A 15,883-nucleotide genomic window follows, 5' to 3' on the forward strand; every position below is an offset into this window, starting at 1 on the left:
AACGCATCATTTTCATACAAACAAATACAAAAAAAGGCTGGCCCACCCAGGACCAGCCTTTTCCCTTATCCTATTAAATTTTAGAACGCAGATACGCGTCGATAAAGCTTTCGATGTCTCCGTCCATAACTGCTTGAACGTTCCCCATCTCCGTATTGGTACGGTGGTCTTTTACGAGGCTGTATGGATGGAAAATGTAGGAACGAATCTGGCTTCCCCACCCGATCTCTTTTTGTTCTCCGCGGATTTCAGCCAATTCTGCCTGCTGCTCTTCAATCTTCCGCTGAAGAAGTTTCGCTTTCAGCATTTTCATCGCATGGTCACGGTTCTTGATCTGTGAGCGTTCAGTTTGGCACGATACGACGGTGTTTGTAGGAATATGGGTAATCCGTACGGCAGAGTCCGTCGTGTTAACGTGCTGGCCGCCTGCTCCGCTGGCCCGGTACGTATCCACTTTTAAATCTTCGGTACGAACATCAATTTCAGAATCATCATTGATCTCTGGAACGACGTCGCATGATACGAACGAAGTATGCCGGCGTCCCGATGAGTCAAATGGTGAGATCCTGACCAATCGGTGAACTCCTTTTTCCGCTTTTAAATAACCGTATGCATTGTGGCCTTTAATGCCAAGCGTTACGCTTTTTACACCCGCTTCATCTCCAGGCAGGTAATCCAGCGTTTCTACCTTGAACCCTTTACGTTCCGCATAGCGTGTGTACATGCGGAGAAGCATGGAAGCCCAGTCCTGTGACTCGGTCCCCCCAGCACCCGGATGAAGTTCGAGTATCGCATTGTTGCTGTCGTATGGCTGGTTTAAAAGAAGAGAAAGCTCAAATGTATTTAAAGCATTGGACAGTTCCTTTAAATCACGCTCAAGTTCCTTCTGCATGTCAGCATCGGGTTCTTCCTTCAGCATTTCATGTGCGACTTCAAGATCTTCGTAACGTCCGTTTAAATCTTCGAACTGGTTCACTTGCTCTTTCAGTCCGTTTGCTTCACTGATGACCGTTTGCGCAGCATTCTGGTCATCCCAGAATGCCGGTGCGCTCATTTTTTCATCGAGCTCTGCTATCTTTACTTTTTTGTTATCGAGGTCAAAGAGACCCCCTGAAGTCCGCTAATCGCTTAGCCATAATGTTCAGTTCCTGCTTAATCTCTACTAATTCCATTCTGCCACCTCGTGTTTTTGGTTATATCCTAATCGTGAGTATAAGTTGTTTTGCTGTGAAAAAACACAGCAAAGAGAGCCTTAAAACCCGACTCTCCTGCTTCTTCCTTTATTATATCACCACGGCGGGATTAATTCTCCGCTGCACCGTGACATTGTTTATATTTTTTGCCGCTGCCGCATGGACATAAGGCGTTTCGGCCGATATCCTGTTTCTTTTTAACTGGCTGGCGCTTGGTCTCCTGCTTATCGCTAGGAACAACCGCTTTACCTTCAGCCACTTGCTCACGCTGCATGTTCTGCTCCACTTGAGCTTTCATGATATACATTGCGACTTCTTCTTCAATTGCAGCAATCATGGACTCGAACATCTCAAATCCTTCAAACTGGTACTCGCGAAGTGGATCGTTTTGTCCGTATGCACGAAGGTGGATCCCTTGTCGAAGCTGTTCCATCTGGTCGATGTGATCCATCCATTTGGAGTCAACAGAACGCAGGATGACCGCTTTTTCAAACTCGCGCATATGTTCAGGCTCGATCATCGCTTCTTTCTCAGCAAACGCGTTGTGCGCTTTTTCTTTCAGAAGCTCGATGATTTCTTCCTGATCCAGTCCTTCAAGCTCTTTGACTGTCACGTCATCTTCATTTAGGAAAGTAGCGACAGCGTAATTTACAATCTCAGTAAGATCCCATTCTTCCTGAACCATTTCGTCAGCAGTATGTGCTTTAACGATACGGTCAATAACGGAATCCACCATTCTAAGAACGATGTCACCTAGATTTTCAGCATCAAGCACTTCCTGGCGCTGTTTGTAGATGATCTCACGCTGCTGGCGCATAACATCGTCATATTGAAGAAGCTGCTTACGAGCATCAAAGTTGGATCCTTCAACACGTTTTTGCGCAGATTCAACCGCTTTGGTGACGAGCTTGCTTTCAATTGGCGTATCTTCATCCATCCCAAGGCGTTCCATCATGTTCATCATATTATCTGAACCGAATCGGCGCATCAGCTCATCTTCCATGGAGATGTAGAATTGAGAAGAGCCTGGATCTCCCTGACGTCCGGAACGTCCGCGGAGCTGGTTATCGATACGGCGTGATTCATGGCGTTCTGTACCTAAAATATGGAGGCCTCCAAGTTCACGGACACCTTCTCCAAGCTTGATATCCGTACCACGGCCCGCCATGTTTGTGGCGATGGTAACCATGCCGGCCTGGCCTGCATTTTCAATGATTTCCGCTTCACGCTCGTGGTTTTTCGCATTCAAAACATTATGCGGAATCCCTTTTTTGCGAAGCATTTGTGAAAGCAGCTCAGATGTTTCAACTGCAACCGTACCGACGAGGATCGGCTGTCCGGTCTCATGGCGTTCCTGAATTTCTTTAACGATGGCGCGGAATTTGCCTGCCATTGATTTATAAACAAAATCGGAGTTATCTTCACGCGCAATCGGACGGTTCGTCGGAATCGCGACAACCTCCATATTGTAAATGTTGCGGAATTCTTCTTCTTCCGTTTTTGCTGTACCCGTCATACCGGAAAGCTTATTGTACATACGGAAGTAGTTTTGGAAGGTAATCGTTGCAAGCGTCATGCTCTCGCGCTGAATTTCCAGACCTTCTTTTGCTTCAATCGCCTGGTGGAGACCTTCGCTGTAGCGGCGGCCTGCCATCAGCCGGCCGGTGAACGGGTCAACGATGACAACTTCGCCATCCTGAACAACATAATCCACATCAAGAATCATAATGATATTCGCTTTAAGCGCCTGGTTGATATGGTGGTTCAGGGTAACGTGGTTATAATCATACAAGTTATCAATATTAAAATATTTTTCTGCTTTTGTAATCCCATCTTCTGTGAGCTGAACGTTTTTTGTCTTCACATCAACGGTGTAATCTTCTTCTTTTTTCAGTGTGCGGACAAACATGTTGGCCATCATGTACATTTCCGTAGACTTTTGAGCTGAACCCGAAATGATCAGCGGTGTACGGGCTTCGTCAATAAGAATAGAGTCCACCTCATCGACGATGGCATAGTTCAACGGACGCTGAACCATTTGTTCTTTATAAACAACCATGTTGTCACGAAGATAATCAAAGCCATATTCGTTGTTTGTACCGTACGTGATGTCGGCTGCATACGCTTCCTTCTTTTCTTCTCTGGAAAGGTCGGAGATGTTCAGACCAACCGAAAGGCCAAGAAAATTATACAGAGGACTCATCAATTCGGAGTCACGGCGGGCAAGGTATTCATTGACTGTGACCACGTGAACGCCTTTGCCTTCAAGGGCATTCAAATAAACAGGCATCGTCGCTACGAGTGTTTTACCTTCACCGGTTTTCATTTCAGAAATGTTTCCTTCATGAAGTGCAGTCGCCCCCATGATTTGAACAGGATATGGACGCATTCCGAGTACACGTTCTGCCGCTTCTCTGACAACCGCAAACGCCTCAGGAAGAAGGGCATCCAGAGATTCCCCTTTGGCGATGCGCTCTCTGAATTCCTCCGTTTTTTGACGAAGTTCATCCTCGGAAAGACCTTTAAGAGCATCCCCCAGTCCATCTACCTGATCAGCGATCTTCTGGTATCTATTTAAATTTCGATCGTTCGTACTTGGAAAAATCTTTTTAAGCAATCCTATCATCTGCTAACGCTCCTCTGTTCAGGAAATAAGTGCTATTACTTATTCTATCAGTTTGTGAATTTTACGACAAGAAAGCTGAAATCTCTTCAACTGTCAATTCAATTTTTCGCACGTCCTTTCACAAACTCTCTGTTTCTCAGTATAAAGAAAAATAAATTGAATGGTGGAAATGTAAAAGAATTTACAAAAAGCCGTAACACAAGCTAAAGCTAAATTGGCAAAGGCATTTTCCTTTCATCCATAAGGATACACTCCCTGCTGTCCTTTTAAACGCATGATAACATACAAAAAAGCACAGCCTCCATGGCTGTGCCCTGAGCTGTTACGCTCCTTTTTGTTCTCCAAGTTTCATGACGGTTTCTTTCATTCTCTTTTTGCCTTCTACGAGTCGTGCTGTCAGCATGCTGGCCACATTATCTCCAGTTGCATTCAGCAAGGTAGCCGGCGGATCAATAATCGTACTGATCGCAGCGGCGATCGGCAAGGCTTCAACCGGGAACCCGAAGAGTGAAAGAATCAGCATTTCACCGATCATCCCGCCTTGCGGAATCGCACCCATGACCATTCCTACCAATAAAGAAACGACAAGAACGAGAAGGTACGTACCGATCCCAGAGAAATCATGTCCGAAGATCCCGAACAAGAAAGTGATCTTCAGGACACCGCCCATTACTGAGCCGTCTTTATGAAGCGTCGCTCCAAGCGGAATGGCTGTCTCACTAATATCATTCGGCACACCCATTCGTTTAGAAGCTTCAAGGTTAACAGGAATCGATGCAGCTGAGCTGCAAGTGGCAAGAGCCGTCAGCGATGGAGAAAGCATGTTTTTCCAGAAATGACGGACACCTTCTTTTCCACTGGCCATAAACGCATACAGCGAGAAAAATCCAAAGAAATAAATAATAGCAAGCGGGTAGTAATACAGAACCGCGCGGAAATAAGATCCAAGAAGCGTCGGTCCGAACTCTCCAATTAAGGCTGCAAAATAAGCACCAAGACCAATCGGCGCATAATACATGACGAGGCTGACCATCTTCAGCATTACTTCGCTTCCTGATTTCAGGAAGTTCGCGAATGGTTTTCCTTTTTCACCGATCATAGAAACGGCTACTCCCATCAACACAGAAAATAGGATGAGAGCGAGCATGTTATTGCGTGAAAACAGCTCAGAGAAATCAGAAACGGTTAATGTTTGGACAATCTGGTCACCCAGTGACACCTTGTCCGCAGCATCTTCAGGTTTTACAAGATCGATGTTAACTCCTTTAGATGGCGAGTAAAGCTTTACTCCTGCCATGGCTATCACGGAAGCAACGACTCCTGTAAAAAGGAAAACGACCATCATTGAGCCCATCACTTTTCCGAACCGCTTGACTCCTCCCATAGAGGCAATGGCTGATGAAATGGAAAAGAAAACGAGCGGTACGACGATCATAAACATCGCATTCAAAAATATATCACCAAACGGTTTTAATACGGCAGCATCCTTGCCTTCCGTAAAACCGATGATGCTTCCGATGACGATCGACAGCAGAAGAATGAGCGGAAAACGGTAAGTCTTTAAAATACTCTTCATAGTTAATATCCCCTTTATCATGATCATGTAAATTATAGGCATTATTGCAGAAAATTACAATGAGTGTTCAACAGATCAATCAATTGGATAAACGAAAATAATCCTGAGTGTAGTACGCTTTAAAACCGCAAGCTTCATAAAGTTTCAAGGCATGGTTATTTTTCGCTTCCACTTCCAGAAAGACCGAATTTCCCTTCGCGTTCTGAGCTGCGATAATGGTCTTCAGTGTCTTTCGGCCGATTCCTTTTCCCTGTTCCGACGGAGTAACCGCAAAACCATAAATCCAAGCTTCACCAGAATCAACTGCCACTCGTACTTTTCCTACCGCTTTTCCATCATTCTCAATGATGTAGAATTGCTGTTTATCATCATTTTTTATTCGATGGTTGTAGTCTTTTGCCTTTTCAAGGTTAAACCCAAAACAGTCAACATCAATCTGTACCTCAAACATCAGATCTTCTGGACGGGACGCCCTTAACGTGACTCCCTCTTCAAGCTGAAGCGGGGCCTCCTGCCATTTCATCTGATGTTCAGAAAACGCGAAACGGCACGGAACGGTTTTTAAATATTCTTTTGCTGTATTCGAATTGGCTGGTGCATTCAAAAGGATCTGTTCATAGCCCTGGTATTTAACAGCTTCCAGCGCTTCCTTGAACAAGGAGGTGAACAGCCCTTTTCGCCGATATTCCGGTGAGACCATCCCGCAGAGCTCTACTTTATTGCCAAAGCCGTAAAGACCAATAAAAGCAGCTAATTCACCTGCCTCATAATGAAAAAAATCCTCCTTTCTCTCATCAGTCCGCTGTTCAAGCATGTCCCAGTTCAGCTTTAATTGCAGGTTTTCATCTGATTCGCATTGCTGCTGAAGTTTTTTGATATCTGACAGCTGTTTTTCTGTTAGCATGTGGATCCCCCAATTTTTTCTCTTTCTTTCTCATTTCTTGCCGAGCAGCAAAAGTCCTCTAATGAAATCAGGAATGAGGAAAAGGCAGGCAAAATAAAAGCCGGCTCAAAGGGCACTGTATGTCCCTCGAGCCGGCTGATTTTTTTATTTTTAGTAAAAGTAAAAAGTTATTCTGGGCTGATCAAGCCATATCTTCCATCTCTGCGTTTGTACACCACGTTTGTAGTACCGGTTTCCGCATGATTATATACGAAAAAGTTGTGGCCCAGCAGATCCATCTGTAAGATGGCTTCTTCAGTATCCATCGGTTTTAAATCAAATCGTTTTTCACGGACGATTTCAAACTCGTCTTCCTCTTCGTCATCAATGACTAAAGTTGTTGTTGCATCTGCACTGTTGGCAATCATTTCATGAATGCCTCCGTTTTGTTTGGAACGGCGGTTCACCTTCGTTTTATGTTTACGAATCTGACGCTCTAGTTTTTCAATCACGAGGTCGATTGCAGCATACATATCCGTATGGCTTTCCTCAGCACGGAGCAGCAACCCTGTCATAGGGATGGTCACCTCAACAGATTGGTCATTGTTATAGACCTTTAAGTTGACATGCGCGTCAGTGTTCGGAGTTTCGTTAAAATAGCGTTGAAGTTTAGCAACTTTCTTTTCCACATACTCCCTTAAAGCTGGAGTCACCTCAATGTTTTCTCCACGAATGTTAAATTGCATATCTTAACTCCTCCTTCCGTGATGTATATATATTTCGATATACCCTTTATCAATTCCTTCGTAAACTTAAAAATCTCTTGACAAAAAATTTACTTTATCGACATATCTTTCATTTTGCATTTACATTTATGGAAGTGATAGGTTCCGGGAACAATGGGTATGTATAAATCAGGAGGGATGACCGTGCATAATCAAAATGTTGTAAAACAAAGTGTTAACCGGGGCGCCTGCAGAAGAAAAACAGTCGAGGTGTAGCTTCAGGAGCGCTGATGCTCAGCGGAATCGGGCTTGCCATCTCTGTACTGTTTTCTTTTTTGCTTCCGGATACCGTTTATGAATACATGACCACCTCTGCAGGCATCATGCTTATTTTGAACTGGCTGATTATCCTGGCCTCTCATATTAAAAAAAGAAAGCTGATCGGTGCTGAGGAAGAACATTACCGTTCTGCATCCTACCCGGTGACTTCTTATTTAGGAATCGCGCTGATCGCATTTACAATCGCTGGTTCCCTGCTCCACACGAACCAGCGCGTCGGCTTCTTTATCAGTCTGGGCTTCGTCGCCGTCATCCTCGGCGCTTACTTCCTCGGCTCCCGCTTCGGCAAGTTCAAGAAAGTCCACAAATCCGAAGAAGAGTATTGATTGGTTTATGCGGTGCCATTAGTTGGTGCCTCATTAGGTGGTGCCTGGCACCACATCAAAAATCAGAACATAAATAACCCGGCATTCTGTGAATGCCGGGTTATTATCCGATGTATCGGTTAGTTTAAATTATAGTTTCGTTACGTTAGCTGCTTGAGGTCCGCGAGCTCCATCTACGATTTCAAACTCAACTTCTTGGCCCTCATCAAGAGATTTGTAACCATCAGAATTGATTGCTGAGAAATGTACGAATACATCGTCTCCGTCTTCTCTTTCAATAAAACCGAAACCTTTTTCTGCGTTAAACCATTTTACTTTACCTTGCATGCACTTTCACTATCCCTTCATCATGACGATCTGTATAGTTACCCTATACAATCATAGTATTACATATTTAAAAATTTGTTGTCAAACTCTTCATTTAGCGAATAGTGAGAAGTTTTGTCGAATAATCTTTTTCTGGATATATTCTTTTAAAATACTAAATAAAAACACCAGGATTTGTGAAAAATCCTTCTTAATCCATGGATAAGAATCCGGGAAATATTATTCACTTCTACTTCCATGTGGACAACATATAGTGTATGGAGCAGACGGTGCCAGGCACCGCTTTTACATATGTGTGTAATCCTGGTGCCTGGCACCCGCAATGGGGGTTGAAGATATGTTTCAGGTGTTTGAGAAGATTGTCCTTGGAATGGCATTGATCCGAATGGTTTCCGGCTTATGTGAAGTATCCGCCGCTTTCCTGATGCTCCGCTTTAATTCTGTGGAAAAAGCACTGCTGATCAATTCCACTTTATCCATCATCGGCCCATTCATCTTCTTTTCCACGATGTCCCTGGGGCTAGTCGGCATCACCGCCAAGATCAGTACAGGTAAACTGTTGTGGATCCTGGCGGGACTGGGGCTCATCGTCTACGGAATAAGGAAATGAATAAGTTATCCCAAAATGCTAAAAGCACTGCCTTAACATCGTTTAAAGGCAGTGCTTAACATTCGAATGCTATAGTAAGATATCTAATTTTACGACTCGAGGTTAAAGTGCTTAATCTGATCCTGTAAATGGCTGCTTGCTGCATTGAGTTCGTTTGCCGATTGAGCCACACTACCAAGTGCACGGACCTGTTCATCGGTTGAAGCGCTGACTTGTTCTGAAGCTGCTGCAGATTGTTCCGCTACTGCAGCGATATTTTGAATGGATCCCACAACTTCTTCTTTAAATGATTGAACAAATTCTACCTCTTTACGAACGCCTGAGATGGAATCTACAATTTGCAGGACCGTATTTGAGATCAGCTGAAAAGCTTCGATGGTGTTCTTAACACTTTCTTTTTGCTCAACTGAGATGTTTTTGGTGTTCTCCATTTCTTTAACGACACGTTCTGTCTCCGTTTCAATTCCCTCAATGGTTTGGCGGATACGCTCAGTCGCGTTTTTGGATTGCTCTGCCAGTTTTCTGACCTCATTCGCAACAACCGCAAAGCCTTTTCCGCTTTCTCCAGCCCTGGCAGCCTCAATACTGGCGTTGAGAGCTAATAGATTCGTTTGATTGGATATGTCGGTGATGGTTTGAACAACCTCTTCTATCTCCTGTACTTTTTCTGATAGCCCTAGAATAACGAAGCCGATTGTTTCGAGCACATTACTCGTCTCTTCCGATTTTTCATCCAATAAAGTTATCTTTGAAATACCTGTTTCATTCGCTTCAAAGGCTTGATCAGATAAGCCCAGCATCTTGTCTGTCTCGCTATTAAGCTGCTGAATGTGATGAGCCAGTTCCAGTGTTCTATTATTCGTTTCTTCGGCATCCTCTGCTTGCTTCATAGCTCCTGTAGCAATTTCCGTAACGGCGGTTGCCACTTCATCACTTGTTGCAATCGTTTCTTCTGCGATCGCACTTAAATTTGAGGCTGAATCCGTAACTTGAAAGATAGACGTTTCAACAGAACTGATCAAACTTCGTATATCACCAACCATTTTATTAAAATGAACGGTAAGCTGAGCTATCTCATCTCTCCCTTTTTCCTGCATTTTGATGGTCAAGTTCCCTTCTGCCACCAATCCCATCTTATTTCTCATTTCACTGATAGGTTTTGCGATGCTCCTTGAAAGAAAGAAAGTAACAATTAACGAAGCGATAACCGATAACAGGGTAATAAACAACATGATTTTACCTTGCTTGGCGGCACCAGCCATTAATACTTTTTGATCGTAAACTACACCTATTTTCCAATGAGTCTTATCTACCGTTTGGTAAAACAGATCAAATTTGCTGCTGTTGCTCGTGAAATGTGCCAAGCCTCCTTTGCGCTCCAACATCTTTTTTACATATCCTGTTTTAGAAAGATTTTTCTTTTGCTGTGAGGGATGTACTAGCGCAATCCCTTTTCCATCTAATAATATCGGATACCCTTTATAACCAACATTCGTTTCATTGATCATCTTGGATAAACCGGCCAAACTTAAATCAAGTCCAACTACCCCCAGAACTTTACCGCTTCCAGGTTGAATGACACTCTTAGCAACCGTAACCACGTATTCTCCTGAACTTGCATCAACATATGGATCGGTCCACAGAATTTTACCTGGCTGCTTCACAGCATTTTGGTACCACGGTCTTGAAGTAGGGTCAAAACTGGGAGGAAGGTCAATTTTCGGGGTCGTTTTAAATTGCTTTGTTGCTGCCCCTACATACAATACTGCCACATTTTTATTTAAATTTAAGAAAGATTGATAATCTTGATCCACTAATGGCCACTTTTGATCAAGACCTTTCTTTTCATTCTTTTCCAATGTAGTTAAATAACTGATTACCCGGCTGTCATTGCTGTATCGTTCGATCGTATCACCATATAACGTCAGATACATTTCAGTGGTTTTCTTCAAATGGCCTGTAACCCCTGTTGCTTGCTCTTCAATATTGGTCTGCATTTCACCGCTCGTCTGACGGTACGTAAATAAGGACACTGTTACTAATGAAACTGCAACTAGTATCCCAATGGATACCATAAGCTTGGTCTGTAATTTTTTAAACATCCTCTGATCCCCCTAAAGCTGTAGAAAGTTGTATTTTCCTTTTTATCGGCTTTAAGGAGAAAAAATTTATACGAAAATTCAGAAATAGGGTGCCAGGCACCGCGTTTACACACTTGTGTAACGACGGTGCCTGGCACCTGAATTTTTTTCAATATTATCTCCCCAGCAGCTCGCGGTGGACTTCCATGATGGTATGCCCATAAACGGCAAAGTAGGATAACACACCAGCGAGTGCAAGATACAGGATCAGCACAATAACTTTCGTTTTCATGTTTGCGACATAATAATTCTTACGCCGTTCGACCTCTTCCTGCTGTTTATCTGCTTCTTCTCTCACAGCCGAAAGATAGGCCTCAACCACGATTTCAGGACGTCCGCCCTCCGGCTCTTCCCAATGGGTTTCTTCCTCTGGATGCAAAGACCTCTCAGCAAGAATACGCGCTTTCTCCCGCTCTTTCATGACTTCTTCTTTGTAGATAAGCAGGAACCATTTTTCCCGTTTAGCGAGCAATTCAAGCTCCGTCAGCAATGCGGCTTTTTTCAGACGTTTTTTATCATGAAAGAATGGAATATTCCTTCCTGTTGGAATCTGGCGCATCAAACGCTGCTGCTGCACCCTTCCTTCATCGATAAAAGTATCCACGATGTATGGAAAGTTAGGAAGCTCCCGGTATTCACTCATGTCTTCCACGAGAGAATGAATTTTTTCTTCTTCTCTGCGGCAGATTTCCAGCGCCTGGCTGCTCTCCTGCAGGACATAATCCTCTCTCACCCTTCTCCACCACGTGGCGATTCCGAACAAGAAGATCAAAAAGATAATCGGATCAGGTGAAATAAACATGTATGGAATCATACAGATCAGCCCGATCAGCCATAATTTTGTGGAAAGAACACCTACAATCCGGCCCCCGTCCAGCGGAGATACCGGAAACAGGTTGAAAAGGTTCAGCATCGCGCCTAAAAATACAACCAATCCCCAGAATGGCGATCCTTGTGTCTCGTACAAATAAACGGCCGGCAAAAAGGACAGCAAACCGAACAGCGGCCCGGCATAAGCTACAAATGCTTCATCCTTTGCGTTCTTGGGCATTTCTTTCATTCCCACGACCGCACCCATAAAGGGGATAAAAATCGCCGGCGAGGTAGGTATGCCCTTTCGCTTCATGGCGACCAAATGGCCCATCTCATGGACAAAAAGGAGGTACACAAGGGCAACAGCAAACTTCCATCCGTAAAAGACGGCGTAGGCACCGACCGACAGGAACATGGAAATGAGCGTTGCAAATTTTCCAAGCTTCAATAATCCAAATACCCATTTTAATTTTCCTAGAATAAATACACCAATTGCAGCCAGAACCGTCAAAATTTTAGACTGGCTCTTTTTTTCAGCTCTTTCAGCCATTCATCATACCCCCAATAATCTCTGCGGCAAGAAGTAAGAATCTGTAATTTTATCTATCCAAACCATACCACATATACGTACCAATGTGGAAAAAGTTACAGACCCGCAGAAGAAAAACCGCCTAGGATCAGGCGGTTTAAATCGACTCTCCATCTTCACTTTTCAGCACGTGGTGTCTCAGCACTGTGGTGCCAGGCACCGCTTTTACATACTTGTGTAACGGCGGTGCCTGGCACCACCAATGCCACGCTCTATTGATACAGCGCCTTAAGTTTCAGCGTCTGGTATTCTTTCAATAGTTCCTCTACGCTCAGTTCGTGCAGATGGCCGTTCTCTGATTTATAGTAGCCTGCATCAATCAGCTTACTGATCAAGACTTGCTTTTTCTGTTCCATACTGATGATAACCTCCTTTATAGATACGCAATTATTATCATGCCCGCTGGAATGAAAACAGAAACAAGAACAGCTGTGGTTGTCATTCCGACGCTTCCCATCACACCTTCTTCTTCTCCCCACTGGAACGACCGGTTGGCTCCGAGCGCCTGTGCTGAAACACCCATTGCCAGTCCCCGGGCCGTTTTACTTTTAATGTTGCATCGGTCCAGTACGCGGGGGCCGACGATCAGCGAAAATAAAGCAGAGAACAATACAAAAAGAATAGTTAAGGATGCTGTTCCTCCAAGAGAATTCGAAACAGATAAAGCTACGGGCAAGGTTGCCGCTTTTGGGAGCAATGATGCGACCACGTTTCCTTTAAATCCGAGCAGGACAGCGAACGCACCTGCAGAGACAACTCCTGCCAGCCCGCCGCTGACAATTCCGACCGTGATTTTCTTTATATTTTTCTTAATGAGCGGGTATTGTTTGTAAACAGGAATAGCAAGCGATACAATCGCCGTCTGAAGAAGAATGGAAAAGATGCTGCTTCCTTTTTCATACGTTTTTACATCCATATGAAGAAAAGGCAGCAGAAGAAACAGCAGCAGCGTAACCGTATATAGCGGATTCAGCCAGACGTTATGATTGGACTTGCGATAGACCTTCAACCCGCACAAATATGCGAGGCTCGTTGTGACAATACTTATCATGGCATTCCCCAACATCATGCTCATCGATTTCTCCTCCTCTTTCTCTTTTCGTAGTATTCAACAGAAAATCCTGTACCCAGTAAAATACATAAACTGCTCAATGAAAGCACGAGCAGCACCTTCCATATCTGAACATGAACGGTTCCCCAGTTCAACAGGAGTCCGACAACCGGCGGAATAAACAAAAGCGTCATGTGCCGGAGATGATAGTTTGCCGCTCCTTCCACCCATTCCAGCTTCACGATTCCGGCCAACAGGCCAAGCAACAGTAAAAACATTCCGATGATACTTCCGGACAGCGGCAAATGAAAAAATGATGCAGCTGCGTTTCCGGCTCCTAAGGCCATAAGGATGATCCCAAACTGCCATAGCAATGTTTTCAAAATGATCCCCCCTCTGTTACCCGGAACGGTTAAGGCTATTATAAAAAAGAAAAATACAGAAATCTCCCATTCTGTCAGATTACCTTACGTACTTTTTTCAAAGAGCAAAAACTCATGTGAGAAAATCTAACATACTTCTTTTCATTAAGGTAAGAAAACATTATAGTAATGGAAAGAACTTCGTGCCACCACTGACAAAGGAGTGATGTGGGTGTCTAATGAGAGTTCCTCATATAAAGAGAAAAAAGTGATTTCCATCGGCACGGTTAAAGACTTAACGGGGTTATCGGTCAGGCAGATCCGGTATTATGAAGAGCGGAATTTAATCTTTCCTGCCCGGACGGAAAAAGGCACACGCAAGTATTCCTTTTCAGATGTGGAGATGCTGATGAGCATAGCAGACAAGAGAGAAGACGGGGTTCAGACGCATGAAATCAGGAAGGAGCTGAAAAAAGCAGAGGAACGAACGAGAAAAGAACAGTTGCGGGATACGATGATCAGGGGGCAGTTGAACGCGCATTTTAATATGATAAAAAGATAGAAAAGATGCCAGTTTCTGCAGGTTATAGCCTGAAAGAACTGGTTTTTATTTTGAACAGCGTTTATGCCGCTGATTTTCAGGGGAATTTTACTATATATACACTTTACCAAAATTAAGGAGGTGCCTTAAGTGGCTGCAGATCAAAGCAATGGTAAATTTAAACGAAGACTAAGCACATTGGACTTAACGTTTCTCGGGCTCGGTTCCATTATCGGATCAGGATGGCTGTATGCAGCGGCCACCGGTGCTCAATACGCAGGACCCTATGCCTGGATTTCCTGGCTCATCGGGGCTGTCATCATCATGTTCATCGGACTTGTTTATGCAGAACTTGGCGCGGCTATCCCCGTTGCAGGCGGCTTTGTCCGCTATCCGGATTTCACTCACGGATCCATCGTCGGTTTTCTGATCGGATTCATCTCCATGCTGGCCTATTCAGCGGTCATCAGTATTGAATCGCAAGCGGTCAGGGGGTACTTGGAATACTGGTTTGACGCCCTCGGCCATAAAGACGGAACGCCTACGTTCGCAGGTTTTGCCGTTCAGATCGGTCTCATCCTTCTGTTCTTTTTCCTGAATTACTGGAGCGTCGCATTATTCGGCAAGATCAATACTTTTCTTACTGTCTTTAAATTCGTCGTTCCCTCCATCATTATCATCGTGCTTTTCATGCACTTTGATGCTTCTAACTTCGCTGTGAGCGGTGCACAGCCTGGCGGAGCCAAAGGGATATTCGCTGCCGTTACAGGAGCCGGTATCGTGTTTGCATTTAACGGCTTCCGACAGCCGATCGAATTTGCCGGTGAAGCGAAGCGTCCGGAGAAAAGCATTCCGTTTGCCATCATCTACGCCGTACTGATCGGCCTCCTTGTCTACATGCTGCTGCAGATTGCCTACATAGGAGCCGTTCCGTCAAATATGCTGGATAAAGGCTGGAGCGGCCTCCACTTCGACTCTCCATGGGCAGACTTGGCTTCTGCACTCGGAATCGTATGGCTTGCCAACCTGGTGCTCGTCGATGCGGTCATCTCGCCTTCCGCTACCGGGAATATCTATTTCTCAGCAACAGCCCGCTCTCTCTTCGCCTGGGCAAAGAATGGCTATTTCTTTAAAATCTTTCAGAAGATTGATAAAAAAAGCGGATTGCCGCGTGCGGCACTCTGGCTTACTCTTGCGCTGGCCATCATCTGGATGCTTCCCTACCGTTTCCAGGCATGGGCAGACTTGGTCGATGCCAGCACCTCGCTGAAAGCGCTAACCTTTGTCGTCGGGCCTGTATCCTTAATGTCCCTTCGCCATAGAGCGACCGAACTCAAGCGTCCATTCTTGCTCAAAGCGGCCAACATCGTCACTCCGCTTGCTTTTGTCGGTGCAACACTGGTGATCTATTGGAGCAAATGGAAGGTTGTCTCGTTCATCATTCCGATCATTATTTTATCACTTATTCTATATTTCATTTTTGCGTACCGTGAAGCATCATATTCAAAAGAAAAAGTCAGGCTTCATTTGAAATCCGGATGGTGGCTCATCATCTATTACTTATTCCTGCTTGCCATGTCATATGTCGGCAGCTATGGCCCGGGAACGAGAGCAGACCATCTCATCCATGCACCTTGGGACACGTTTGTGGCCGGCGTTCTTTCACTCATATTCTATTATTGGGGCGTTCATTCAGCCCTCGACGACCCAGAGATCAAAATGGATGATGTGGAAAGCACCCATTGATCGTTAACCCCTGTCAGTTAAGCGGCAGGGGTTTT

Annotated in this window: 15 protein-coding genes; 4 read left to right on the forward strand and 11 right to left on the reverse strand. The window is 44.6% G+C overall.

The features are described 5' to 3' along the window. Nucleotides 1–73 precede the first annotated feature (73 nt). The 5 genes from prfB to hpf all read right to left on the reverse strand — a co-directional run bounded on the left by prfB (nt 74) and on the right by hpf (nt 7,024). Nucleotides 74–1,172, reverse strand: a protein-coding gene (gene prfB, locus M1K46_RS01595; protein ID WP_256224586.1) for a peptide chain release factor 2 whose coding sequence is annotated in 2 segments (ribosomal slippage) — nt 74–1,108 and nt 1,110–1,172 — 1,098 coding nt in all. Because the reading frame shifts where the segments join, the coding sequence is not laid out codon by codon here. Between the two features lie 130 nt (nt 1,173–1,302). Further along, nucleotides 1,303–3,819, reverse strand: a complete 2,517-nt coding sequence (secA, locus tag M1K46_RS01600) for a preprotein translocase subunit SecA (protein WP_256224587.1) — start codon at nt 3,817–3,819, stop codon at nt 1,303–1,305. A 322-nt stretch (nt 3,820–4,141) separates the two neighbouring features. Continuing rightward, nucleotides 4,142–5,395: a dicarboxylate/amino acid:cation symporter gene (locus tag M1K46_RS01605; protein ID WP_256224588.1), complete on the reverse strand. Its 1,254-nt coding sequence runs from the start codon at nt 5,393–5,395 to the stop codon at nt 4,142–4,144. Between the two features lie 79 nt (nt 5,396–5,474). Beyond that, the gene (locus M1K46_RS01610) at nt 5,475–6,299 is read right to left on the reverse strand and encodes a GNAT family N-acetyltransferase (protein WP_256224589.1); all 825 of its coding nucleotides are present in this window, start codon (nt 6,297–6,299) and stop codon (nt 5,475–5,477) included. A 167-nt stretch (nt 6,300–6,466) separates the two neighbouring features. Further along, nucleotides 6,467–7,024: a ribosome hibernation-promoting factor, HPF/YfiA family gene (hpf, locus tag M1K46_RS01615; protein ID WP_053357012.1), complete on the reverse strand. Its 558-nt coding sequence runs from the start codon at nt 7,022–7,024 to the stop codon at nt 6,467–6,469. 227 nt (nt 7,025–7,251) lie between these two features. Between hpf and M1K46_RS01620 the strand changes: the two genes are divergently transcribed. Next, on the forward strand, nt 7,252–7,668 hold the full coding sequence (locus M1K46_RS01620) for a hypothetical protein (RefSeq protein ID WP_256224980.1): 417 nt from the start codon (nt 7,252–7,254) through the stop codon (nt 7,666–7,668). 129 nt (nt 7,669–7,797) lie between these two features. On the opposite strand, the gene cspD is transcribed toward M1K46_RS01620, so the two are convergent. Then, nucleotides 7,798–7,995 (reverse strand): cold-shock protein CspD, encoded by a 198-nt coding sequence (gene cspD / locus M1K46_RS01625; RefSeq protein ID WP_053357010.1) that lies wholly within the window; start codon nt 7,993–7,995, stop codon nt 7,798–7,800. A 337-nt stretch (nt 7,996–8,332) separates the two neighbouring features. Between cspD and M1K46_RS01630 the strand changes: the two genes are divergently transcribed. Beyond that, on the forward strand, nt 8,333–8,605 hold the full coding sequence (locus M1K46_RS01630; protein ID WP_053357009.1) for a YqhV family protein: 273 nt from the start codon (nt 8,333–8,335) through the stop codon (nt 8,603–8,605). A gap of 89 nt (nt 8,606–8,694) precedes the next feature. Here the strand turns inward: M1K46_RS01630 and M1K46_RS01635 are convergent, their stop codons facing one another. From M1K46_RS01635 to M1K46_RS01655, 5 genes are all read right to left on the reverse strand, one after another. After that, nucleotides 8,695–10,707 (reverse strand): methyl-accepting chemotaxis protein, encoded by a 2,013-nt coding sequence (locus M1K46_RS01635; RefSeq protein ID WP_256224590.1) that lies wholly within the window; start codon nt 10,705–10,707, stop codon nt 8,695–8,697. A 154-nt stretch (nt 10,708–10,861) separates the two neighbouring features. Beyond that, entirely contained in the window at nt 10,862–12,109 is a 1,248-nt protein-coding gene (locus M1K46_RS25800) for a site-2 protease family protein (RefSeq protein ID WP_375162166.1), read from the reverse strand. A gap of 251 nt (nt 12,110–12,360) precedes the next feature. Beyond that, the gene (locus M1K46_RS01645; RefSeq protein ID WP_082683571.1) at nt 12,361–12,504 is read right to left on the reverse strand and encodes a Fur-regulated basic protein FbpA; all 144 of its coding nucleotides are present in this window, start codon (nt 12,502–12,504) and stop codon (nt 12,361–12,363) included. Nucleotides 12,505–12,521: 17 nt separating this feature from the next. Further along, on the reverse strand, nt 12,522–13,223 hold the full coding sequence (locus tag M1K46_RS01650) for an LrgB family protein (protein WP_256224591.1): 702 nt from the start codon (nt 13,221–13,223) through the stop codon (nt 12,522–12,524). Further along, nucleotides 13,220–13,582 carry a CidA/LrgA family protein gene (locus tag M1K46_RS01655; protein ID WP_234293321.1) on the reverse strand — a complete coding sequence of 121 codons (363 nt, stop codon included), beginning with the start codon at nt 13,580–13,582 and terminating at the stop codon, nt 13,220–13,222. The genes M1K46_RS01650 and M1K46_RS01655 overlap by 4 nt, the downstream gene beginning before the upstream one ends. 211 nt (nt 13,583–13,793) lie before the next feature. On the opposite strand from M1K46_RS01655, the gene M1K46_RS01660 reads away from it, so the two are divergent. Both M1K46_RS01660 and M1K46_RS01665 read left to right on the forward strand, forming a co-directional pair. Continuing rightward, nucleotides 13,794–14,123, forward strand: coding sequence for a MerR family transcriptional regulator (locus M1K46_RS01660; RefSeq protein ID WP_053357005.1), 330 nt, complete (start codon nt 13,794–13,796; stop codon nt 14,121–14,123). Nucleotides 14,124–14,252: 129 nt separating this feature from the next. Further along, nucleotides 14,253–15,848, forward strand: coding sequence for an APC family permease (locus M1K46_RS01665; protein WP_256224592.1), 1,596 nt, complete (start codon nt 14,253–14,255; stop codon nt 15,846–15,848). Nucleotides 15,849–15,883 lie beyond the last annotated feature (35 nt).

The organism is Fictibacillus sp. WQ 8-8, assembly GCF_024494405.1.
Lineage (GTDB): Bacteria > Bacillota > Bacilli > Bacillales > Fictibacillaceae > Fictibacillus_C > Fictibacillus_C marinisediminis.